At 65.1% G+C, this 21565-nt stretch carries 19 protein-coding genes and 3 pseudogenes; 15 read left to right on the forward strand and 7 right to left on the reverse strand.

Annotated features, from left to right (window positions below; genetic code table 11):
* The first annotated feature begins 27 nt into the window (after positions 1 to 27).
* A complete protein-coding gene (locus tag ACQPXH_RS10130; protein WP_433602059.1) occupies positions 28 to 477 on the forward strand; it encodes a carboxymuconolactone decarboxylase family protein in 450 nt (149 codons plus the stop codon).
* A 1-nt stretch (position 478) separates the two neighbouring features.
* Here the strand turns inward: ACQPXH_RS10130 and ACQPXH_RS10135 are convergent, their stop codons facing one another.
* Entirely contained in the window at positions 479 to 760 is a 282-nt protein-coding gene (locus tag ACQPXH_RS10135; RefSeq protein WP_433602060.1) for a hypothetical protein, read from the reverse strand.
* 463 nt (positions 761 to 1223) lie between these two features.
* On the opposite strand from ACQPXH_RS10135, the gene ACQPXH_RS10140 reads away from it, so the two are divergent.
* The 3 genes and pseudogenes from ACQPXH_RS10140 to ACQPXH_RS10150 all read left to right on the forward strand — a co-directional run bounded on the left by ACQPXH_RS10140 (position 1224) and on the right by ACQPXH_RS10150 (position 3406).
* The gene (locus ACQPXH_RS10140; RefSeq protein ID WP_433603400.1) at positions 1224 to 2327 is read left to right on the forward strand and encodes a glycosyltransferase family 4 protein; all 1104 of its coding nucleotides are present in this window, start codon (positions 1224 to 1226) and stop codon (positions 2325 to 2327) included.
* Positions 2324 to 3038, forward strand: a pseudogene (locus ACQPXH_RS10145) (glycogen debranching N-terminal domain-containing protein); the annotation flags it as partial. The gene ACQPXH_RS10140 and the pseudogene ACQPXH_RS10145, both read left to right, overlap by 4 nt.
* 182 nt (positions 3039 to 3220) lie before the next feature.
* Complete coding sequence (locus ACQPXH_RS10150) at positions 3221 to 3406, forward strand: hypothetical protein (RefSeq protein ID WP_387289187.1); 186 nt, start codon at positions 3221 to 3223, stop codon at positions 3404 to 3406.
* Positions 3407 to 3455: 49 nt separating this feature from the next.
* Here ACQPXH_RS10150 and ACQPXH_RS10155 read toward each other — a convergent pair whose 3' ends face one another.
* From ACQPXH_RS10155 to kdpA, 3 genes are read right to left on the reverse strand one after another with little or no spacing between them, the layout of a single operon-like run.
* Complete coding sequence (locus ACQPXH_RS10155) at positions 3456 to 4343, reverse strand: potassium-transporting ATPase subunit C (RefSeq protein WP_433602061.1); 888 nt, start codon at positions 4341 to 4343, stop codon at positions 3456 to 3458.
* A gap of 1 nt (position 4344) precedes the next feature.
* The gene (gene kdpB, locus ACQPXH_RS10160) at positions 4345 to 6507 is read right to left on the reverse strand and encodes a potassium-transporting ATPase subunit KdpB (RefSeq protein ID WP_433602062.1); all 2163 of its coding nucleotides are present in this window, start codon (positions 6505 to 6507) and stop codon (positions 4345 to 4347) included.
* A gap of 1 nt (position 6508) precedes the next feature.
* Complete coding sequence (gene kdpA / locus ACQPXH_RS10165) at positions 6509 to 8179, reverse strand: potassium-transporting ATPase subunit KdpA (RefSeq protein WP_433602063.1); 1671 nt, start codon at positions 8177 to 8179, stop codon at positions 6509 to 6511.
* 465 nt (positions 8180 to 8644) lie between these two features.
* Between kdpA and ACQPXH_RS10170 the strand changes: the two genes are divergently transcribed.
* The 10 genes and pseudogenes from ACQPXH_RS10170 to ACQPXH_RS10215 all read left to right on the forward strand — a co-directional run bounded on the left by ACQPXH_RS10170 (position 8645) and on the right by ACQPXH_RS10215 (position 16368).
* On the forward strand, positions 8645 to 8803 hold the full coding sequence (locus ACQPXH_RS10170; RefSeq protein WP_433602064.1) for a hypothetical protein: 159 nt from the start codon (positions 8645 to 8647) through the stop codon (positions 8801 to 8803).
* Positions 8800 to 11301 (forward strand): ATP-binding protein, encoded by a 2502-nt coding sequence (locus ACQPXH_RS10175; RefSeq protein WP_433602065.1) that lies wholly within the window; start codon positions 8800 to 8802, stop codon positions 11299 to 11301. The genes ACQPXH_RS10170 and ACQPXH_RS10175 overlap by 4 nt, the downstream gene beginning before the upstream one ends.
* A 38-nt stretch (positions 11302 to 11339) precedes the next feature.
* The gene (locus ACQPXH_RS10180) at positions 11340 to 12047 is read left to right on the forward strand and encodes a response regulator (protein WP_433602066.1); all 708 of its coding nucleotides are present in this window, start codon (positions 11340 to 11342) and stop codon (positions 12045 to 12047) included.
* A gap of 180 nt (positions 12048 to 12227) precedes the next feature.
* Complete coding sequence (locus ACQPXH_RS10185) at positions 12228 to 12698, forward strand: OsmC family protein (RefSeq protein ID WP_387289172.1); 471 nt, start codon at positions 12228 to 12230, stop codon at positions 12696 to 12698.
* On the forward strand, positions 12698 to 12976 hold the full coding sequence (locus ACQPXH_RS10190) for an acylphosphatase (protein WP_433602067.1): 279 nt from the start codon (positions 12698 to 12700) through the stop codon (positions 12974 to 12976). Before ACQPXH_RS10185 ends, ACQPXH_RS10190 begins: the two co-directional genes overlap by 1 nt.
* A 319-nt stretch (positions 12977 to 13295) precedes the next feature.
* The gene (locus ACQPXH_RS10195; protein WP_433602068.1) at positions 13296 to 13979 is read left to right on the forward strand and encodes a hypothetical protein; all 684 of its coding nucleotides are present in this window, start codon (positions 13296 to 13298) and stop codon (positions 13977 to 13979) included.
* Positions 13979 to 15142 carry a glutathionylspermidine synthase family protein gene (locus ACQPXH_RS10200; protein WP_063042864.1) on the forward strand — a complete coding sequence of 388 codons (1164 nt, stop codon included), beginning with the start codon at positions 13979 to 13981 and terminating at the stop codon, positions 15140 to 15142. The genes ACQPXH_RS10195 and ACQPXH_RS10200 overlap by 1 nt, the downstream gene beginning before the upstream one ends.
* 29 nt (positions 15143 to 15171) lie before the next feature.
* Positions 15172 to 15621, forward strand: coding sequence for a DUF350 domain-containing protein (locus ACQPXH_RS10205; protein ID WP_433602069.1), 450 nt, complete (start codon positions 15172 to 15174; stop codon positions 15619 to 15621).
* Positions 15622 to 15703: 82 nt separating this feature from the next.
* Positions 15704 to 15901: pseudogene (locus tag ACQPXH_RS10210) on the forward strand (SDR family NAD(P)-dependent oxidoreductase); the annotation flags it as partial.
* Positions 15902 to 15981: 80 nt separating this feature from the next.
* Entirely contained in the window at positions 15982 to 16368 is a 387-nt protein-coding gene (locus tag ACQPXH_RS10215; protein WP_433602070.1) for a hypothetical protein, read from the forward strand.
* Between the two features lie 126 nt (positions 16369 to 16494).
* Here the strand turns inward: ACQPXH_RS10215 and ACQPXH_RS10220 are convergent, their stop codons facing one another.
* The gene (locus tag ACQPXH_RS10220; protein ID WP_433602071.1) at positions 16495 to 18480 is read right to left on the reverse strand and encodes a hypothetical protein; all 1986 of its coding nucleotides are present in this window, start codon (positions 18478 to 18480) and stop codon (positions 16495 to 16497) included.
* A 146-nt stretch (positions 18481 to 18626) separates the two neighbouring features.
* Here ACQPXH_RS10220 and ACQPXH_RS10225 point away from each other — a divergent pair, with 146 nt between their 5' ends.
* Positions 18627 to 19010, forward strand: coding sequence for a hypothetical protein (locus ACQPXH_RS10225; protein WP_433603401.1), 384 nt, complete (start codon positions 18627 to 18629; stop codon positions 19008 to 19010).
* Here the strand turns inward: ACQPXH_RS10225 and ACQPXH_RS10230 are convergent.
* Together ACQPXH_RS10230 and ACQPXH_RS10235 are read right to left on the reverse strand one after the other, a co-directional pair.
* A complete protein-coding gene (locus tag ACQPXH_RS10230; protein WP_433602072.1) occupies positions 18919 to 19863 on the reverse strand; it encodes an alpha/beta hydrolase in 945 nt (314 codons plus the stop codon). The two genes, ACQPXH_RS10225 and ACQPXH_RS10230, sit on opposite strands and share 92 nt — an antisense overlap.
* An 816-nt stretch (positions 19864 to 20679) precedes the next feature.
* Positions 20680 to 21557: pseudogene (locus ACQPXH_RS10235) on the reverse strand (endonuclease domain-containing protein).
* Between the last annotated feature and the right edge of the window lie 8 nt (positions 21558 to 21565).

Genomic DNA, 21565 nt, shown 5'->3' on the forward strand with positions numbered 1-21565 from the left:
GTAAGCGATTTCGAGAGAGGACGACCGATGTCACGCATGCAACTCGCCGAGGTGGCGCCCGAGATCTACAAGGCCTGGTACGCCGCAGAGCAGGCGATCCGCCGCGGGCCGCTGGATCCGACGGTGCGCGAGCTGGTGAAGATCCGCGTTTCCCAAATGAACGGTTGCCTGTTCTGCATCGATATGCACACCACCGACGCGCGCATGGCGGGCGAGACCGAACAGCGGATCTACTATCTCAACGCGTGGCGCGAGTCGGTGAAGTTCACCGCGGCCGAACGAGCCGCCCTCGCCTACGCGGAGGCGGTCACCAGGCTCGGTGAACACGGTGTCAGCGATGAGATCTGGGCCGAGGTGGAGAAGAACTTCGACGAGGGCGCGCGGGCCGGCCTGGTCGCGGTGGCCGCGATGATCAACCTGTGGAACCGGATCGGGGTGCCGCTGCGCATGCAGCCTGCCTCGGCGGCAGAATCGTGAGTCAGTCCGTCGTGGGCATGATCGGTCTGCTGAAGTACTCCTCGACGGGGACCGGACCGGTGTAGCGTCGGCAACCGCACTGCACCCATACGGGCCCGCCGTAAGTCTTGCGGACCAGCTCGGCATGGCAGGTGCCCGCCTCCGGATCGTGCAGCGCCAGGTTGTGGCCACAGCCGCACCGGGCGACTGCGGATCCAGCGGGCGAGCGCCTGCCGAACCGGCCGACGGCCCAGCCGACACCGGCGATTCCGGCCCCGATGGCGAGAGTGAGGGGATCCAACATGCATATATTATATGTATGCGTATAACAAGACGGTAGAGCAATCGGACACCGGATTCGTTTGCTTCCCCGCTTACTCTTGGGACCCTCGATAGTCCGGTAACTCCCCTCGATATCAACTCCGGATAATGGGCCATTTCATCCCAAATACTGAGATTTCACACCGACTGCGTGGTTTGAACCCCCAGAAATAAGGTACGTCTGTGTGCGGCCCCCCTGTTCATGCCAATTGGTGTGACCAGGCCAACCAAGCCTTCATGGACGGCGGTGCAGGCTCCAGTCTTCACCTCCGCCGCGGCGGCCAACACGTTCGGCGCCCAGCGCACCGAAGTGCTGGGTGGATGTGCACAAGGTTGTCCCTGGAAGGATGGTCATGAGCGCAGGTCTGATCGCGCCGAAATCGGCGCACATTGCCGCTTCGGATTTGCTGTCTACCGAGCACGTCGGCGAACGATTCCGCATTGCGATGGTTGTTCCGCCTTACTTCGACGTACCGCCGAAGGCCTATGGCGGAGTCGAGGCGGTAGTCGCCGATTTGGTCGACGCATTGGTCGCGCGCGGGCACGACGTGACATTGTTCGGCGCCGGTGAACCCGGCACCACCGCGAAATTCGTTCCGGTGTGGGATCGCGCACTACCCGAACGGCTCGGAGAGCCTTTTCCCGAGGTCGTGCACGCTCTGAAGGTGCGTAGGGCGATCGAACAGGTCGCCGCGACCTCCGGCGTGGATCTGGTGCACGACCACACTTTTGCCGGACCACTGAATGCCCCGGCGTATATGGGCTTGGGTTTACCAACGGTGGTGACCGTGCACGGGCCGGTCGACGAGGGCGACTGCTACCACTACTACCGCGAATTGGGCCAGGAAGTATCGCTGGTCGCCATCAGTGATCGGCAGCGCGAATTGGCGCCCGATCTGAATTGGGTCGGTCGCGTACACAATGCACTACATGTCGACCAGTGGCCCTACCAAACCGAGAAAGGCGACTACGCACTGTTTCTCGGCCGCTTCACCGCAACCAAGGGCACGCATCTCGCATTGGAAGCCGCCCACGAGGCCGGTATTCCGTTGGTGCTCGCGGGTAAATGCAGCGAGGCCCCCGAGCGGGCGTATTTCGAGAAAAAAGTGCGCCCACTGATCACCGAGCGCGATCACCTTTTCGGACTCGCGGATGCGTCGGCCAAGCGCAAACTGCTCGCGAATGCGCGCTGCCTGTTGTTCCCTATCGATTGGGAGGAACCGTTCGGCATGGTGATGATCGAGGCGATGGTCTGCGGCACACCGGTTGTCGCGCTACGCGGCGGTGCCGTTGCCGAGGTCATCGTCGATGGCGTGACCGGTCGGATCTGTGATGATCCCTCCGAACTGCCCGCCGCGATCCATGAGGCGAGCCGGCTGGATCCGGCCGCATGCCGTGCGCACGTCGAGGCGAACTTCGGCGCGGGCACGCTCGGGCGCGGCTATGAGCAGGTCTATCACCAGCTCCTGCGTTCGCGGCGCCATGCGCGTGCGGCACTGCTACTCGATGAGACGGTGCCGGTCCGTCTTCCCGCCAGCGAACGAGTATGACCGCAGACGCAGGCGCCGCGTCGAATCCCGCACCGCTGAATTCCGGTGAGCCGACCGGTCCCGGCGGTTGCGGCAATTCGGTGACCTTGGTCGAGGGCGGTACCTTCTGCCTGTCGAATCGGCTCGGCGATGTCGAACCGGGACATCCGCACGGGTTGTTCTTCCGCGACGCCCGCGTCATCTCCCGCTGGGAACTGCTGGTGGACGGCCAACCGGCCGAATCGCTGTCGGTGCTCAGCCCGGAGGCGTTCGCCGCAAGATTCGTGCTGCGCCGGCCACCGCGGGCCGGACAGGCCGACAGCACCCTGCTGTTGGTGCGCGAACGCCTCATCGCCGATGGCATGCAGGAGATTCTGACCCTGGAGAATCTAGGCCGAGAGGCCACCGCGGTCACTCTGGAATCGCATGTCGACGCGGGATTTCGTCGATCTGTTCGCGGTCGAGGAGGGCCGCGTCGCGCACGGCCGCGCCGAGGTCACCGTGGCCGAAGGCGAATTGCTGTTGCACGACCGCACCGATCGGATGCGCGGGCTTACGGTTTCGGCGACCGTCGAGCCCGCCGTTCTGCCCGGCACCCTGCTCTGGCGGGTGGTCGTACTGCCCGGCGAACGCTGGCAGACCGAGATCGTTGCCCAGCCGACCGTCGGCAATCAACGCGTCCAGGCGCCGCTGGCGCCGGGGAAGCACCATCGCAATGGGGCACGGTCACGCTGAGCGATCCGCGATTGGGGTCGGCGACCGTGGATCTCGTGGCCGAGGGCGATCAGGTCACCACGGTGCGGCTGCCCGATGATTGGCAGATCACGCGATGAACGGCGCCGGATCGGGTAATCCACCAATGTAAGGACATTGGTTCGCTTCTCCACTGACTACCAACAGGCTGGAGGTGCACAATGCAGACATCACTGGATCGCCGGGATCTGTGGAGCACTCAGCACCGTGATTGCAGTGCCGAGCCGATGGATCTCGATCTGGACCTGGCGCGTTTCATCTGCAGTACGCATGCGGGCCACGGTCCGGACTGCCGCCAGTATCTCGCCGCGTCGGCCTATTGCTTCGCCTGTGTCGAGGACAACTGAACGAATCGGCCGAGCGCCCATTCCCGTTCGGGAATGAGCGCTCGGTTCGCTAGCCGCGCATCGGGTATCGCTTGTCGAGATCGAGATTGAGCTCGACCACATTCACACGCGGTTCACCGAGGAAGCCGAGAGTCCTGCCGTCGGTGTGCGCGTCGAGGAGTGCGCGCACCTGATCCTCGGAGATATTGCGGGCCTTGGCGATTCGCGCGACCTGGATGGCCGCGTACCGCGGTGAGATGTGCGGGTCCAGACCGCTGCCGCCGGCAGTGACCGCATCGGTGGGCACCGGTGTGTCGGTCGAGGCGTCGCCGATGATCGGGACGATCCGGCCGACCGAATAATCCTCGCCCGGCTTGGCGCATTCGACCTGCACTCCCTTGTACGTAGCCAGGAACGGCCTCGCCGGGCACGCCTCGTTGACGCTTACGACCTGCACCGGATGCGAGACCGCACCATCCGCGTCGCGCGGTCCGATCACCGAAAGCACCGCGCCGACACCATCCTTGGTGCAAAACGGACGTCTGCCATCGACTCCCTCGCGGTCGCCGACCGCCTTGCTGCGCGCGCAGACGGTCGACAGCAGGCTCGGCTTCACCTTCGCAGGATCGGCGTCGTGGGTGTCGACGATGCTCTCCGGGCCGAGGTTGGACGCCGCAGTGGACAGCGGGTCGTAGCCGTCGCCCGCTGCGGACGGGCGGCTCTGGAAGTACTGCACCAGTGCGTTGCCGTCCTTATCGGTGAACGACTGCCCGATGATGCTGCTGCCGACGACCTTGCCGTCGGACTCGATCAGCGAGCCCTCCGCCTTGTCGTGCAGGCCGGGCAGTTGAGCAACCGCGAAAACCGCCAGCGGATAGGCGATTCCGGTGATCGCGGTAAGCACCAGCAACGCACGCAACGCCGCCAAGTGCTGCCGGATCCAAGTTGACATACGCATATCAGGACATCCCGGGGAGGAGTTGGACGAGCAGGTCGATGAGCTTGATGCCGATGAACGGCGCGACGATGCCGCCGATGCCGTAGATCGTCAGATTGCGGCTCAACAGTTTCGACGCGTTGGTCGGTGTGTAGTTCACCCCGCGAAGCGCCAGCGGAATCAACGCGACGATGACGAGTGCGTTGAAGATGACCGCCGACAGGATCGCCGACTGCGGACTCGACAGACGCATGATGTTGAGCGCGTCGAGGCCGGGGAACATCGCGATGAACAGCGCAGGCAGGATCGCGAAGTACTTGGCGATGTCATTGGCGATGGAGAAGGTGGTCAGCGCACCGCGGGTGATGAGCAGCTGCTTGCCGATTTCGACGATCTCGATGAGTTTGGTCGGATCCGAATCCAGATCGACCATGTTCCCGGCTTCTTTGGCTGCGGAGGTGCCGGTGTTCATCGCGACACCCACGTCGGCTTGGGCGAGTGCGGGAGCGTCGTTGGTGCCGTCACCGGTCATCGCGACGAGGCGACCACCGTCCTGTTCCTTCTTGATCAGGGCAAGTTTGTCCTCCGGTGTTGCTTCGGCGAGGAAGTCGTCGACACCGGCCTCGTCCGCGATCGCCTTGGCGGTCAACGGGTTGTCGCCGGTGATCATGACCGTACGGATACCCATACGGCGCATCTCGTCGAAGCGTTCCCGCATGCCCTGTTTCACAACGTCTTTCAGGTGGATGACGCCGAGCAGTCGGGCCTTGCCGTCGTCGACCTCACCCACGACCAGTGGTGTGCCGCCGGATGCGGAGATACCGTCGACGATCATGCCGATCTCGTTGGGTACGGTCCCGCCTTGTGCGCGAACCCATTCGGTGACGGCACTGGCCGCCCCCTTGCGGAGTTGGTGACCGCCGGCCAGGTCCACGCCCGACATCCGGGTTTGGGCGGTGAATTCCACCCAGGCCGCGCCGGTCAGCTCGCCCGGTGTGCGCTCGCGCTTGTTGAATGCCTGCTTGGCGTACACGACGATGGAGCGCCCCTCCGGGGTTTCATCTGCCAGGCTGGAAAGCTGTGCGGCATCGGCCAATTCGTCATCCGCAACGCCGGGCACCGGAACGAATTCCGAGGCTTGGCGGTTGCCGAGGGTGATGGTGCCGGTCTTGTCCAGCAGCAGGGTGTTGACATCGCCCGCGGCCTCGACGGCGCGGCCGGACATGGCAAGCACATTGCGCTGTACCAGGCGGTCCATACCGGCGATGCCGATGGCCGACAGCAGTGCGCCGATGGTGGTCGGGATCAGGCAGACCAGCAGCGAGACCATCACGATTCCGGTCACACCGTGCAGGTCCAGAGCCGAAGTATCGGCCACACCAGGGTTGTTCGACTTGGAGAAGATCGCCAGCGGCTGCAGGGTGGCAACCGCGAACACGAAGATGATCGTGAGCGAGGCGAGCAGGATGTTCAGCGCGATCTCGTTCGGCGTCTTCTGTCGCGACGCGCCTTCGACCAGGGCGATCATCTTGTCGATGAAACTCGCGCCGGGCTCCTGGGTGATCTTGACGACGATCCGGTCCGAGAGCACGGTGGTGCCACCGGTCACCGCCGAGCGGTCACCGCCGGATTCCCGGATGACCGGGGCCGATTCGCCGGTGATTGCCGACTCGTCCACCGATGCGATGCCTTCCACGACATCACCGTCGCCGGGAATGATCTGGCCCGCCTCGACGACCACATAGTCGCCGCGCGCCAGCGCGGGCGCGCCGACGCTCTGCTCGACGACCCGCGCGCCGGGCGACCATTCGACCAGTCGACGAGCCATCGTGTCGGTCTTGGCTTTGCGCAGCGTATCGGCCTGTGCCTTACCGCGGCCCTCGGCGACGGCCTCGGCGAGGTTGGCGAAGATCACGGTGAGCCACAGCCACACCACGATCGCCCACGCGAAGAAGGAAGGATCGGCGATCGCGAGAATCGTGGACCAGACGGCCCCGATCTCCACGATGAACATCACCGGATTGCGCCACATGGTGCGCGGATCGAGCTTGCGCGCGGCATCGGGCAGCGAGGTCAGCAGCATCTTCGGGTCGAGCGCGCCACGCGGGACGCGGCCGGTTCTGCGCTCGACGGGCTTGGCCGGCTCGGCGGTGGTTTCGACTACATCAGTTGTGGGACTGGTCATTTCAGTGGATTCCTTCGGCGAGCGGCCCGAGTGCGAGTGCGGGCAGGAAGGTCAGCGCGACCAGGATCACGGTGACGCCGACGACCATGCCGACGAACTGTGGCCGGTGCGTTGGCAGCGTGCCGATCGACTCGGGGGTGGTGCCCTGCTGGGCGAGCGAACCGGCCAGCGCGAGCACGAAAATGATCGGCAGGAAGCGGCCGAAGACCATGGCCAGACCAAGAGCGGTGTTGTACCACTCGGTATTGCCGGTCAGACCCGCGAAAGCGGAGCCGTTGTTGTTGGCCGCGGAAGTGAAGGCGTACAACACTTCCGAGAGCCCGTGTGGCCCGGAGTTGAGCATGCCCGCACGTTGTCCCGGCATTGCCATCGCGGCCGCCGTACCCACCAGCACGATGAGTGGGCTGATCAGGAAATACGAAGCGGCGAGCTTGATTTCGCGCGGGGTGATCTTCTTGCCCAGGTATTCCGGCGTGCGACCGACCATCAGACCCGCGACGAAAACCGTGATCACCGCGAGGATGAGCATGCCGTACAGGCCCGAACCGGTACCGCCCGGGGCGACCTCACCGAGCTGCATGTTGAACATCGTCATCATGCCGCCGAGGCTGGTGTAGGAATCGTGGAACGAATCCACCGCACCGGTCGAAGTCAAGGTCGTCGCGGTTGCGAAGGTCGCGGAATCGGCTACGCCGAAACGGGTTTCGACGCCCTCGAGGGATGCGCCGATCGCGGTCGGGACGGTGCCGTGGTGCTGCAACTGGAAGAAGTTCTGCAAGGTCACGCTGATCAGCGCGATCGTGCCCATCACCGCCACGATCGCGTAGCCCTGGCGCTTGCTGCCGACCATGCGACCGAAGGTGCGCGGCAGCGAGAAGCTGATCACCAGCAGCAAGAAAATTTCGAGCCAGTTGGTCCAGGTCGTCGGGTTCTCGAAGGGGTGCGCGGAGTTCGCGTTGTAGAACCCGCCGCCGTTGGTGCCGAGTTCCTTGATGACCTCCTGGCTGGCCACCGGCCCGCCGGTGATCGTTTGCTCGGTGCCGTTCAGCGCCTGTGCGACCTGGTCGTGCAGGTGGAAGTTCTGAATCGCGCCACCGGCGACGAGCACGATCGCGAAGATGAACGCGAACGGCAGCAGAATGCGAATAGTGCCGCGGACCAGATCCACCCAGAAGTTGCCGAGGTCGCCGGTGTGCCTGCGGGCGAAGCCGCGGACCAGTGCGACGGCCACCGCGATGCCGACGGCCGCAGAGACGAAGTTCTGCACCGCGAGCCCGGCCATCTGCACCAGATGGCCCTGGGTCGACTCGCCGGAGTAGTTCTGCCAGTTCGTATTGGTCACGAAGCTGATGGCGGTGTTCCATGCCAGCGCCGGCGTCATTTCGGTGGCCGGATCGTTCAGGTGCAGCGGCAGCTTGCCCTGGATCAGCTGGAAGAAGAACAGGAACAGCACACTGACCGCTGAGAACGCAAGCACACTGCGGGCGTACACGGCCCAGGTCTGCTCGACCTCGGGGTGTACGCCGATGGCCTTGTAGATGATCCGCTCCGCGCGGGAATGCTTCTCGGCGTTGTACACCCGGAACATGTAATCGCCGAGCGGCACATGCACCAGAGCCAACGCGATGACCAGGGACGCGAGGAACGCGATCCCCGCGGTTGTCGTGTCCACCTAGAACCTCTCGGGGAAGAGCAGCGCCGCCACCATGAAGACGGCGATGAGGACGGCCAGAACCAGACCGATCAGGTTCGCGATCACAGCTTCTCCGCCCCCCGCTGGATCAAGCCCAGCAGCACGAAGATCGCCACGGTGAGCACCGTGAACACGACGACAGACATTTACACAACCTCCAATGGCGCTCCCTGCGTGGAGCGCGACAGGGTGAGTCAAGCGGTCATTCGAGCTGGTGCGGAGCGCGTTTACGGCTCCTTAGCGCCCCATTGATGAGCATTGACGCTTCGTTTACGGGATGGCGCGGACGCACGGTGAAAGGATGCCGTCAAGGTAGGCGGCCAACCCGTCAACACACCGTAAAGATCCAGATAGGCGGCCGATACGGGAGTAGAAATTCATCGACCGGCATGCGGGGGATTCCAGCGTGATCGGGTTCTTATTGGTTTCGGTGAGAGGATCGTCATGTCGGCTGTCACAGTCGCGGTGATCATCGGATTCGTCTGCTGTGCGCTGATCATTCGCGCGCTGTCGATGCTGGAGCAGCGACGGAATTCGGAACTCGCGACAGAACGGGTACGAATGTTCGATGACACGCCGTATCGCGCGATGATGGACGAGTGAAACGCGGTCAACTGCGCATCTACCTCGGTGCGGCACCGGGAGTCGGCAAGACCTACGCCATGTTGGGCGAGGCTCATCGCCGACTCGAACGAGGCCGCGACGTGGTAGCTGCGGTAGTGGAGACACACGGCCGAGCCAAGACCGCCGAACTGCTGGCGGGCATCGAGCGGATTCCGCCGCGCATGGTGGAGTACCGGGGCACCAGGTTGCCCGAACTCGATGTCGAGGCGGTGCTGCACCGCGCACCGGCCGTGGTGCTGGTCGATGAACTCGCGCATACCAATGCGCCCGGCAGCAAACACGACAAGCGCTGGCAGGACGTCGAGGATCTGCTGGCGGCGGGCATCGACGTCATCTCGACGGTCAATGTGCAGCATCTGGAGAGCCTCAACGACGTCGTCGAGCAGATCACCGGCATCCAGCAGCAGGAAACCGTGCCCGACGCCGTGGTGCGCGGTGCCGACCAGGTCGAACTCGTCGATATCACACCGGAGGCGTTGCGGCGCAGGCTGTCCCACGGCAACGTGTACGCCGCCGATAAGGTCGACGCGGCATTGCGCAACTATTTCCGGCCCGGCAATCTCACCGCCCTGCGCGAATTGGCGCTGCTGTGGCTGGCCGACCAGGTCGATGCGGCACTGGCGAAATATCGAGCCGACCACAAGATCACCGAGCTGTGGGAAGCACGCGAACGCGTGGTCGTCGCGGTGACCGGCGGTCCCGAATCGGAGACCGTGGTGCGCCGGGCCAGCCGTATCGCCACCAAGTCCAGCGCCGACCTGGTCCTGCTGCACGTGGTGCGCGGCGACGGACTCGCCGGCGTATCGACCGAACGGCTGACCCGGCTGCGGGAATTCGCCGCGAGTCTGGATGCGTCGCTGCATACCGTCACCGGTGACGATGTGCCGAATACGCTGCTGGAATTCGCCCGCGAGGTGAACGCGACCCAGTTGGTGCTCGGCACGTCCCGGCGCTCACGCTGGGCGCGCATGCTCGACGAGGGGATCGGCTCCGCCGTGGTGCAGGCATCCGGCAAGATCGATGTACACATGGTCACGCATGAGGAGGCCAATCGTGGGCTGCGCCGCTATTCGCTGATGCCGCGCCAGCCGATCCGCGCATGGCTCGCGGCGGTGCTGGTTCCGGCAGCGGTCTCGGTGATCTGTTCTTTCCTGGACGGCTATCTGCAGCTCGGTGGGCTCAGCGCGGTGTTCTTCATCGGCGTCGTCGCGGTGGCGTTGCTGGGTGGCGTTGTGCCTGCGGCACTTTCGGCGCTGCTGTCGGGCATGCTGCTGAACTGGTTCTTCGTCGATCCGCGCTACAGCCTGACGATTGCCGAACCGGACAGCTTCATCACAGTCGTGGTTTTGCTGATCGTCGCGGTGGCGGTCGCCGCGCTGGTGGATGTGGCGGGCAAACAGACCCGGCAGGCGCGCCGAGCCTCCCAGCAGGCCGAATTGCTGACCCTGTTCGCCGGTGCCGTACTGCACGGTGCGGATCTGCCCAAGCTGCTGGAGCAGGTCCGCGAGACCTACGGGCTGCGCGCGGTCAGCATGCAGTGCGGCGACGAGGTGATCGCCGCGGTCGGCACGAGTCCGCCGCAGCGAGCGTCCGAGGCCGAGACCGCGATTCAGGCGGGGGATGCGACCAGCTGGCTGCTGTTGGCCGGGCGGCCGCTCGCCGCGGTCGACCGTCCGGTGCTCAGCGCGGTCGCGAACCAGGCGGTCGGGCTGGTCCGACAGTCCAGGCTGGCCGAGGAGGCCAGCGCCGCCGCGGCCCTGCTCGAGGCCGACCGGTTGCGCCGGGCGTTGCTGTCCGCGGTGAGCCACGATCTGCGCACGCCGTTGGCCGGCGCCAAGGCCGCGGTTTCCAGTCTGCGCAGTGACGACATCGAGTTCTCGCCCGAGGACACCGTCGAACTACTGGAAACCATCGAGGAATCGGTGGATCAGCTGACCGCGCTGGTCGGCAATCTGCTCGACTCGTCGCGCTTGGCGGTCGGCGTGGTGCAGCCGCAGTTCCGTCGGGTGTACATGGACGAGGTCGTGCATCAGGCGCTGGTGAGCGTCGGGATGGGCGCGCGTGGGCTGCGGCGCGCGGCGATGGATCGGGTGAAGGTGGAGGTCGGTGAGGTCTCGGTGCGGGCGGACAGCGGCCTGCTCGAGCGGGTGCTGGCCAATCTGATCGATAACGCGCTGCGGCATTCGACGCGCGACACGCCTGTGCGGGTCACCGCGGAACACGACGGCGAGCGGGTGTCGATCGCCGTGATCGATGTCGGTCCCGGTGTCCCGCCGGGCACCGAGGAGCAATTATTCGAGCCGTTCCAGCGGCTCGGCGATCGTGACAACACCACCGGTGTCGGGCTCGGCCTGTCGGTGGTGCGCGGTTTCGTCGAGGCGATGGGCGGCACCGTGCACGCCGAACCGACACCGGGCGGAGGATTGACGATGATCGTGGACCTGCCTGCCGATGAAACCGGGGTGAGCAGCCGATGATGAGCACAACGACACCGCGGACCGCACAGGAAGTCGTAATGACGGACAAAAAGCAGGAAGCACCGTCGACCAGGGTGCTTGTAGTCGATGACGAACCGCAGATCGTGCGCGCCCTGCGCATCAATTTGTCGGTGCGCGGCTATGAGGTGATCACCGCGGGCACCGGCGCAGCGGCATTGCGTGCGGCGGCCGATAAGCATCCCGATGTGGTCATCCTGGATCTGGGTCTGCCCGATATGGACGGCATCGAGGTGCTGGCCGGACTGCGCGGCTGGACCGCCGCCCCGGTGATCGTGCTCTCGGCTCGCACCGATTCGACCGACAAGGTGGAGGCGCTGGACGCGGGCGCGGACGACTATGTCACCAAGCCGTTCGGCATGGATGAGCTGCTGGCCCGGCTGCGCGCCGCGGTCCGGCGCGGCGCGACCGATACCGATGCCACCGATCCGGTCGTGGTGACCTCATCGTTCACCGTCGACCTCAGCGCGAAGAAGGTCACCAGGAACGGTGAAACGGTCCACCTGACCCCGACCGAGTGGGGCATGCTCGAGATGCTGGTGCGCAACCGCGGCAAACTCGTCGGGCGGCGCGAACTGCTGCGTGAGGTGTGGGGGCCGTCGTACGCCACCGAAACGCATTATCTGCGGGTATATCTCGCGCAATTGCGGCGCAAGCTCGAAATCGACCCGTCGAATCCGAAGCATCTGCTGACCGAGGCCGGAATGGGGTACCGCTTCCAGGAATAGCGACGGCGGCGATAGCTGTTGCGAGCAACGTGACAACTGATCTCGGACGAACATGGGTAACTCGTCGGGTACGTCCAGGACCCGACCATGCACACGACGCGGGACCTGAGCGGGACTCCAGGGGCTGCCAACCGGTATGGCCTAAATATTCGGGGAGGCGGGACTGGCAGGATCGTGACCATGGCTGACCAGACCACCGCATCCGCGACCACCACCGCCGCCGCGACCGAGCCGACCACCCTGTGGGTCGAGCGCACCGGGACCAGGGCGTACACCGGCCGCAGCTCGCGCGGGGCCGAGGTATTGATCGCATCGCAGGGCGTGCCGGGGGCCTTCACCCCGGGTGAGCTGCTGAAGATCGCCCTTGCGGGCTGCTCCGGACTGAGCGCGGACTTCCCGCTCTCGCGCAAGCTCGGTGACGCCTTCGACGCGACCATCCGCGTCTCCGGCGACGCCGACCGAGAGAACGAGGTGTACCCGCAGCTCGACGAGGTATTCGAGCTGGACCTCAGCGAATTGGACGAGGAGGCCCGCGAGCGACTGCTGGTCACAGTGCAGCGCGCCATCGACAAGGTCTGCACCGTGGGCCGGACGCTGAAGGCCGGCACCAAGGTCACGTTGACATTCGATATAGACGCCATCGACGCGTGATGCCGGAACCGGTTCGGCTCAGCGCGTGGGTGCACGGCTACGTGCAGGGCGTCGGCTTCCGCTGGTGGACGCGCTCGCGCGCACTGGCGCTCGGATTGGTCGGAAGCGCCACCAATGCCCGCGACGGTCGGGTGCATGTGGTAGCCGAAGGTCCGCGACCCGCGTGCGAAATGTTGCTGGATCTTCTGCGTTCTGGAGATACTCCTGGTCGGGTCGACCTTGTTGTGGAAAGCTGGGAGCCCGCGCGGGGAGATTTGTCCGGATTCGAGGAGCGGTAGTGGTTTCGACGACCGAGCGATGTGATCGTTGAGTACGGGAGGTCCGGGGGCGGGAGACGACCCGGGGCGGACTGAGCCCGATCCTGAGTCGGGGTCGGGGTCGTCTACGCCCGCATCCGGCGGCGACGCAGGCTCTGAAGCCACACCGCCGCAACCGCTTTCGCCTGGCAGTGGATCTGGTTCGCCGAGTGTCGGGGCTGGTTCGGCTAGCGGCGGATCTGGTTCGGCGGACGGGCCTGGCATACCAGGCAGTGAGACTGGTTCGGCGGATCCCGGATCTGGCTTGCCGGGCGGCGGATCTGGTTCGTCGGGCGATAGGTTGGGTTCGCCTGGCGAGGGGCGTGGCGCGCCAGGTGGCGGATCTGGTTCGTCGGATGCTGGTCATGGTGCGCCGGGCACCGGCCCGGTTCCGCCTGGCACCGGGCCGCAGCGGTTCGGTACCCCGCCGCAAAGGGGCAGTATCCAGCGCCAAGAGGCCGGCGTCACTCAGCCGCGTCCGCCGACGGTGGCCGAGGCGCGGGCGCGTGACAAGGCACGTAAGCGCGCGGAGGAGGCGCAGCAGGCCGCTACCGCCGCCGCCGAGCACAAGAAGCGCACTCGCAAGCGCGTACTCATCGGCGGTGTCGCCATCGTCGGTGTCGCGGGTCTGGTCGGCGGTGGTTATCTCGCTTATCGGGCGCTCACCAAACCCGATCAGGTGACCGCGTATTGCACCGTGATCGATCAGAACGGTCAGGAGGTCGTCGCACCCGACGACGACTGCGAGGTCGCCTCGACCGCCGTCGGGTCCGGTACGACCGGCGCGTACACCGGCAGCAACGGGATCTTCATATACAACGGACACCAGTACCGCTACTACTACGGCGGCAACAACACAGTAGGCAAATCGCCGACCGGCGGAACCACGGTGCAGCCCAAGGGAGCTCAGATCTCGACCAAGAGCGGCAGCACCGTCACCCGCGGCGGTCTCGGCACCAGCAGCAAGAGCAGCGGGGGTTCGTAATGCGACGCGTGCGCGCTACGCCGCGGCCCGGCTGGCAGCAGATCATCGAGGGCCAGGGGCTGGTCTACGGCTCGCCCGGCCGTGATGCGAGCGGTCTGCCCCGGCCGTACTGGGATGAATCGGTGCATTACGAGTTCGAGATGTCGGAGATCCTCGCGTTGGAGGCCGATGTCGAACTGCTGCATTCGATGTGCCTGAATGCTGTCGAGCATGTGGTGCTCACCGAGCGGTACAAGGATTTCGGTCTGCCCGAATGGAGTTGGGGGCCGATTGCGGAATCCTGGAAGCGCAATGACCCGTACGTCTATGGGCGCTTCGATCTGCGCTACGACGCGCGCCGTCCGGCGAAACTGTTGGAGTACAACGCCGATACGCCGACCTCACTGCTGGAAGCGGCAATTGTGCAGTGGCACTGGCTCACCGCGCTCTATCCCGACGGCGATCAATGGAATTCCCTACACGAGAAGCTGGTCGAGCGCTGGACCGAGCTGCGCGACATCCTGCCCTCGGCGCAATTGCATTTCACCTGGTCCGGCGCGGATGCCACCGGCGAGGACAATGTCACCACCGCGTATATGCAGGAGACCGCCGCCGAGGCCGGGTTCGACACCATCGCGCTACCGATCGAGGACGTCGGATTCGACAGCGAGCTGGAGCGTTTCGTCGATCTGGCCGAGGGTTCGATCGATGCGATCTTCAAGCTCTATCCGTGGGAGTGGGTGCTCGACGACGATTTCGGAAAGCGCGTGGTCGCGAGCCTGCCGCAGACCATGTGGGTCGAGCCGCTGTGGAAGACCCTGCTGAGCAATAAGGCGATCCTCGCGATCCTGTGGGAAATGTATCCCGGGCACCCGAATCTATTGCCCGCCTATCTCGATCAGCCCAATGAGCTCACCGAATACATTCGCAAACCGAAGCTCGGGCGCGAGGGCGCGAATATGACCATCGTCGGCGCGGGCCTGGAGACGGCCACCGGCGGGGTCTACGGCGAAGAGGGTTTCGTCTACCAATTGCTCGACCCGCTACCGGAATTCGACGATATGCGCCCGGTCCTCGGTGCCTGGATCGTCGGCGACAACGCGGCCGGACTCGGGATTCGCGAAACCGCCGGATTGATCACCGACGACGGCTCGGCCTTTGTCCCGCACCGCATTACGCAGTAACTACGCGACCTCACCTCGGAAGGATCACGATGACCGCAGTTGCCCTCGAGACGGATTACTGGAACTCGCTCGGCACCGGCGTTGGAGCCATCGTCCTCTACGCCATCGTCGGCTTGGCCCTCATGCTCGTCGGCTTCTACGCCATCGATCTGACCACCCCCGGCAAGCTGCGCGCGCTGGTCGCCGCGGGTAAACCCAATGCCATCATCGTCACGGCCGCGGGCATGGTCAGCATGGCCTTGATCGTGGTGTTGGCGACCTACGCCTCGGCGGGCAAACTGTCCGAGGGGCTCATCGCGGCGAGCGTCTACGGGTTGGTCGGCATCATCGCGCAGGTGATTTCGGTACGGGTCATCGAACGGGCACTCGGCATCGATATCGGCGCGGCGCTGGCATCCGATGTCTACACCACCGAGGTTCTGGTGGTTGCCGCGGCGCATTTCGCGCTCGGCCTGGTTGTCGCCTTCGCCATTCTGTAGTTCTTCGGGTGCAATTCCGGTGCGGCGGATCACACTGATAATCCGATATTCCGGCACTGGCGAAAGGTACTGGCACTCATGGGAACCGGCCAAGGACACCGTCGCGGCCATCGAAGCCGTGGGCGGACAGGCGGTTTCGTGTATCAGCAGCGTCACCGACGCCGATTTCGCCGAACGTTTCGTCCAGACCGTCGTTGACGCATTCGGCGGACTGGATGTCATCATCAACAATGCGGGCTACACGTGGGATTCGGTGATCCAGAAGATGACCGATGAACAGAACCCGACCGGCCCCGCGAGTGGGATGCGTTCACTGCGGGCGTGCGCGGCGGCGAGTTCAAGACCGGCTGAGGTGGGACGATGAATGAACACCGACGAGTCGGGTACGGGGACTTGGTCATTCAGCCGATCGACGTCCCCGACCCGGCCCTTGTCGACGGGTGGTGGCGCGCCACGTGGCGGTTCGCCCTCCCCGACAGGGCGGACGTCGCCACTTTCGAGGTCCCGGCGCCGCCTGCGGACTTCGACGGAGCGACCGTGGTCGTGCGGCTTGTCGACAGCACGTCCGAGGTCGTCGTCGACACCTTCGACCGGCGCGGTCATGAGCTCGCGGGCGACGTGATCACCTACCTCAGCCTGATCGCGCTGGGTCTGAAGGAGCGGTTCGGCGCCGGAGTCGCGTTCGGCGGTCGGCCCGACCACCCGTTGTTCACGGTCTCGCGCAGGTCCTCGGGGGAGGCCGACTGAACTCGGGTCAGCCGCGGTACGGCGCGAGCAGCGACCTGATGAGGCGACGCCTACGGAGCGGCGTGGCGCTGGAGGAACTACGGCAAGTACGACGAACCAGCAGGCCATAGGACATGGGCCCGGAGGTCAGTTGTCGTAGGAGGCAACTCCTACGGGCCCAACCGCGACGCAGAGGTCGAGTCCCGGTGTGCGAGGACTGATTCGGAGCATGGACCCACTACCGACCACGCGAACGTAGACGGTATTCAACCCCTTGCGAACCGGCGCGCCCACAGGCTCGCCGTGTTCGAACGAGACGGTAATCCGTCCGTCTTCGTTGACCAGATAGTTGAGCTGCACAGTCCATTCGTGTTCGAGCATCGGTCCGTCGAGCGGAACATCGCTCGGCTGCGGCCCCCGTATCCGATACCCACAGCCCTCCTCGGGCCCAGGCAGAATACTGCGATTCCACCAAACCGCCGCCTCGACGATCTCCCCGCTATCGGTAATCATCCGCAGCCGCGAAGTCGAATCAGCAAAGGTAGTCGGCTTCGCCAGCGGCGCAAGCACCCGGCTGACCAAATTCTGCGGATAAGCCGTCGGATTCAACACATCCCACGGCACCTCCTGCTCCAGCAACGGCACGCCATCACTCCCCGCCAACGCGCCCTTCGCATTCGTCACATAAGTCCGCGTCGGATTAACCCGCCAAGACTCCACAAACGAAGCAGTAGACCAAAGGCTGCTAGCCAAAAACACCAACCCCAACACAGCCATTGTCCGCGAACGGGGGAGCAGTACCGGGATGCGACCATGCGGTCCGAGAACCCATACAGCGACACGGCTTCCCAGCCTCGCAAGCACTGCAACGGATCCGCGAGCGTTGCCATGTCGGCCGGGGCCGGGCGCACGAGTGAGATCGCCCGAACCGGAGGGCAATTCAGCCATGCGGCCGTGCGTATCCGGAAGCAAGTCCGGTGCATGGTTGCGTGGTCGCGCACGCAGTATCAGTGCACCTGCTGCGCTCAACACCACCGCGATATCGGCGAAGTAGCGTAGGGACTGCATCAGTTCGGCGGCGGTGTTCGGTCCGCTGCGGGCCAATGCGACCGGCAGTTGGGCGACGAACACGTATACCGTCGCAATCAGCCACACCGGCCCCACCCGAAGCCGCGACCGCAGCGACAGCAGCACCAGCGCACACAATGCGACCCATGCCGCCACGACCGCCCAACTCGGCGGATCCGCCCATGGCGTAGACGGTAACCAGCGCTCCCAACTCCACGGACCGCCGAACAGCGTCGGCACAATCCCCAATGACGTTGCGCTGGGCAATAAGTCGCGCAATTCCGCCGGACTTGTGTGCACCGCCGAAACATCCACCACAGTCAGATATCCGGCCAGCCAACAAGCGATCACCACACCGGATCCGCCCCACAGCGCCGCTGCACGCCGCGCCACGACCCGCAGCGCGGATCCGAGACCATCGACGTGCCGAACGAGCACCGCGACAGCGAACGCCGCGAACGGCACGATCACCGACTTCTCGAAAAACAGCAGCGCCACCCCCAGCACCACGACTCCTGATACCGCATACCGCCGTCGACCCGTCTCGACCAGCCGCACCGCATCACCGATCACCCACGCGAGCGCGAATTGCAGCGGCAGCGCGTTGAGCGCGGCAGCCCACCACGCGTACGCCGGAAGCGTCAGGGGACAGAACAGATAGAACCCCAGCGGCACCAGAATCGCCCACCGCACCCCCATGAGCACGACCAGCATCCGCACCACCGCCACCGACGCCGCCAGTTGCAACAGCACCAGCGATACCACCGGCCCAGCCCACGTCAGCGGCGCAACCGCAGTCACCACCCAGGCCGTAGCGAACGCCAACGGCATGAAATGCCCATCGTGGTTGTACAGCAGCAAATCCGCGGACCACAGCGAATAACTCCCCGCCCGCCCCACCAGAATCAGATCATCCCAATAGAAAAACCCACTCCCCGCCACCCACCCCCGAACCGCCAACTGCACCACCACAAGAAACGCCACCGCGCCGAGAACACCCCGCCCCGCCCCACCCACCCGCGCGGGCGCTACGCCAACCCACTTCGGCACGGCAACGGTATCCATGTCACCCCACCGTAGTGTCACGCCCTGGACCCGCGACAACTTCGCGCCGCATGCCGCACCTTTTCGCGCGCCGCGCGCCGATTCCCCGGGCGGAATGTGCGCGGTACGTGAATGCGCGCTGGAGCAGCCCCGAGATTCTCGGCGCAATGTTGTTCGGCGAAGCACAGGTATGCGCGAGAGCACCGGCCGCGCTGTCCCGCACGTCCGCGAGGAGCGGTGCGCGGGCAGGCTGGAGATTATCGGCATGGATCAGCACCCCAAGCAGTCCGCGCGCACACGCTGGCTGGCCGGGCGGACCAGGCAAAACCGCGCTCGTGAACGGGCTCGCGCACGCCGCTGCCGCCAGGGACGAGGACGTGCTCGTCGGTGATGTCGACCCGCAGGGCACCACGACCGCCCATTTCACCGGTCACAACGCCCGCGACGGGCCAGGCCTGGTTATGCGCCGAGGGCCCGGGCCAGGTGGGGCCAGGAATCGTGGAGGTCGGTTTCGAACTGGCCCCAGGTGTGGGAGCCTTCGGGGCGGTTGACGTGGATAGCGGGAAGGCCGAGCTCGCTGAGCCGGTCCGCGAATGCATCGGTGCACGAGCTGGCGATGGCCTCGACCGGCGGGAAGCCGAGTCCGCCTTCATCGATCGCGCCGGGGGCTCCGGTGGCGGCGGAGAGGTAGATCGTCTTACCCGCCAACGCACCCGCATTGGCGAACGCATCATGCATCCGCCAGATCCCTTGGCCCAGCTCGCCCCACATATTCACCGGATTGGCGCCGCCGCGGATCACCTGCGCGCTGACCATCGCGACCCCGAGCGCATCCGATGTCCACGGACATCCGCTGTAGGCCGCGACCGCGCTGTACACATCGCGCGCCTGAATCGCCAGGTCCACCGCCGACCCCGCGCTCATCGACACACCCGCGATCGCATTGCGTCCGGTGCTGCCGAGCCGAGTATCGAGCACGGCCGGAAGTTCGCGGGAGAGATACGTTTGCCACCGGTTCCGGCCGACCGCCGGATCGTCGCTGAGCCAGTCGGTGTACAAGCTGTACGCGCCACCGATCGGCATCACCACATTGACGTGTTTATCGGCGAAGAACTGCCGGACATCCGTATCGTCCCACCACGAGATGCCATCGGTGCCACCACCGATTCCGGTGAGCAGATACAGCGTCGGCGCAGGACCCCCCGCGGCCCGAATCACCCTATTGCTCACCACCCGATCCATCGCGGGTGAGTAAACGTCCACCTGCGAAACCGACCCGTCCAGCGGCATCTCACCAACAACTTGCGGCACCGCAACAGCAGAACGCGCAGACAGAACAGAAACCGCGAAACCGGCCACCACCACACCCACAAGCGAGACCAAAACCCTTGAAGCCCTCACCATTCCGCAATACCACCAAACCCAAACCCGCAAACCCCCACCCCCGCTGGCGTCGAGAATGTAGTGATGGAGTGGCGCTCTCGACTTTCCCGCCACCAATACATGGTGAACATCGGTCCACCTCCACCACCTACCTCCCAAACCTGCGCAACTCCGAATCCCATGTGCGGCCGGGGGCTCCGTGCGCTGATCGGCGCTTGGAGTGGGAAGAACTCGGTCAGGGCCCACTTGGTATCTCCGCAATGCACGGCCCCACGCCGCCCCCTACTCGCTCGACATGTCCCCCGCATTCGCTGCCGCCGAGAATGTATTGGTGGCAGGGCGTCTCGATGTTTGCCGCCGTCAGCACCTGGTGATCACGGGTCCAGTTTCGCGACCGCACCACAACTGCCCACCGCACCCAACTGCCCGCAGCTCTGGATATGTCGGCTCCACCAGCATCTGCTGGCGGCGAGAATGTATTGGTGGCAGGGCGTCTCGATGTTTGCCGCCGTCAGCACCTGGTGATCACGGGTCCAGTTTCGCGACCGCACCACAACTGCCCACCGCACCCAACTGCCCGCAGCACTGGATATGTCGGCTCCACCCGCATTTGCTGGCGGCGAGAATGTATTGGTGGCAGGGCGTCTCGATGTTTGCCGCCATCAGCACCTGGTGATCACGGGTCCGATTCCGCGACCGCACCACAACTACCTACCGCACCACCGATCCCAACTGCCCAGTGCTCGCACTCGACATGTCGCTCACCCGTATTTGCTTGCGGCGAGAATGTACTGGGGAGTGGGTATCTCGGTGGTTGCCGCTACTCGTGCATGGTGGTCAAGCGATCAGATGTGCGCCTTGGGTGCGGAGGGCGGTTCGGACTCGGTCGAGGATGATGTGGGGGCGGGTGCGGAGTTGGTCGGCGCTGACTCGGATTACCAGCCAGCCGAGGGCGGTCAGTTCGGCGTGGCGGTCGATGTCTTTGGATCGCTGTGCTGGATCTGTCCAGTGTTGGGCGCCGTCGTACTCGACGGCGACTTTCCATTGCTCCCAACCGATATCCACGCGGGCGACGAAGGCTCCGTAGTGATCTCGGACGACGATCTGGGTCTCCGGACGGGGGAGACCGTTGTCGATCAGCAGCAGTCTCGTGCGGCTTTCCTGCGGGGATTCGGCGCTACCTTCTACCAGTGGCAGCACCTCGCGCAATCTCGCGATGCCTCGTGCTCCCGGATGCAAATCGCTCAGCTCGATGACTTCTTCTGTGCACAATCCGGTTGCGGCGCACAGAGCATCGAGGACGACCACCGCATTCTCCCGTGACAATCGCCGCCCCAGATCGAAGGCCGTTCGAGCGGGCGTAGTCACTCGAAAGCCGCTCTCTCACAGCATTCCGACGCCGGAATAACGTCCTGCCGAAGCACAATTCCACGCGGTCCCCTGGAGCAACCGACGCGCGCGATCTCCGCAGGCCGTTCCCCGTCCAACCACCGCGTCCCATGCAGCGCCGCCGCCGACCGCCCAACCAGAACACCGGTACCCTTCCCCCAATGCCCGGCTGCCACGGCCCTCTCGACAGCCCCCACCCCACACCCACGCCGCACATAAACATCCGGAAGCAGCCGAACAAACCCGCGCCGCAACTCCCACCGCGAAACCACCCCAGCCGCAACCGCCCAAGACCCCCGAAACGGCCCATCCAAAACATCCCCCATGCCCCACA

The sequence above is a fragment of the Nocardia sp. CA-135953 genome, assembly GCF_050955735.1.
GTDB lineage: Bacteria > Actinomycetota > Actinomycetes > Mycobacteriales > Mycobacteriaceae > Nocardia.

Coding starts and splice junctions, on each gene's coding strand:
- ACQPXH_RS10130 (WP_433602059.1), top strand. CDS start 28: ATGTCACGCATGCAACTCGCCGAGGTGGCGCCCGAGATCTACAAGGCC.
- ACQPXH_RS10135 (WP_433602060.1), bottom strand. CDS start 760: ATGTTGGATCCCCTCACTCTCGCCATCGGGGCCGGAATCGCCGGTGTC.
- ACQPXH_RS10140 (WP_433603400.1), top strand. CDS start 1,224: ATGGTTGTTCCGCCTTACTTCGACGTACCGCCGAAGGCCTATGGCGGA.
- ACQPXH_RS10150 (WP_387289187.1), top strand. CDS start 3,221: ATGCAGACATCACTGGATCGCCGGGATCTGTGGAGCACTCAGCACCGT.
- ACQPXH_RS10155 (WP_433602061.1), bottom strand. CDS start 4,343: ATGCGTATGTCAACTTGGATCCGGCAGCACTTGGCGGCGTTGCGTGCG.
- kdpB (WP_433602062.1), bottom strand. CDS start 6,507: ATGACCAGTCCCACAACTGATGTAGTCGAAACCACCGCCGAGCCGGCC.
- ACQPXH_RS10170 (WP_433602064.1), top strand. CDS start 8,645: ATGTCGGCTGTCACAGTCGCGGTGATCATCGGATTCGTCTGCTGTGCG.
- ACQPXH_RS10180 (WP_433602066.1), top strand. CDS start 11,340: ATGACGGACAAAAAGCAGGAAGCACCGTCGACCAGGGTGCTTGTAGTC.
- ACQPXH_RS10185 (WP_387289172.1), top strand. CDS start 12,228: ATGGCTGACCAGACCACCGCATCCGCGACCACCACCGCCGCCGCGACC.
- ACQPXH_RS10190 (WP_433602067.1), top strand. CDS start 12,698: ATGCCGGAACCGGTTCGGCTCAGCGCGTGGGTGCACGGCTACGTGCAG.
- ACQPXH_RS10200 (WP_063042864.1), top strand. CDS start 13,979: ATGCGACGCGTGCGCGCTACGCCGCGGCCCGGCTGGCAGCAGATCATC.
- ACQPXH_RS10205 (WP_433602069.1), top strand. CDS start 15,172: ATGACCGCAGTTGCCCTCGAGACGGATTACTGGAACTCGCTCGGCACC.
- ACQPXH_RS10215 (WP_433602070.1), top strand. CDS start 15,982: ATGAATGAACACCGACGAGTCGGGTACGGGGACTTGGTCATTCAGCCG.
- ACQPXH_RS10220 (WP_433602071.1), bottom strand. CDS start 18,480: ATGGATACCGTTGCCGTGCCGAAGTGGGTTGGCGTAGCGCCCGCGCGG.
- ACQPXH_RS10225 (WP_433603401.1), top strand. CDS start 18,627: ATGTTGTTCGGCGAAGCACAGGTATGCGCGAGAGCACCGGCCGCGCTG.
- ACQPXH_RS10230 (WP_433602072.1), bottom strand. CDS start 19,863: ATGGTGAGGGCTTCAAGGGTTTTGGTCTCGCTTGTGGGTGTGGTGGTG.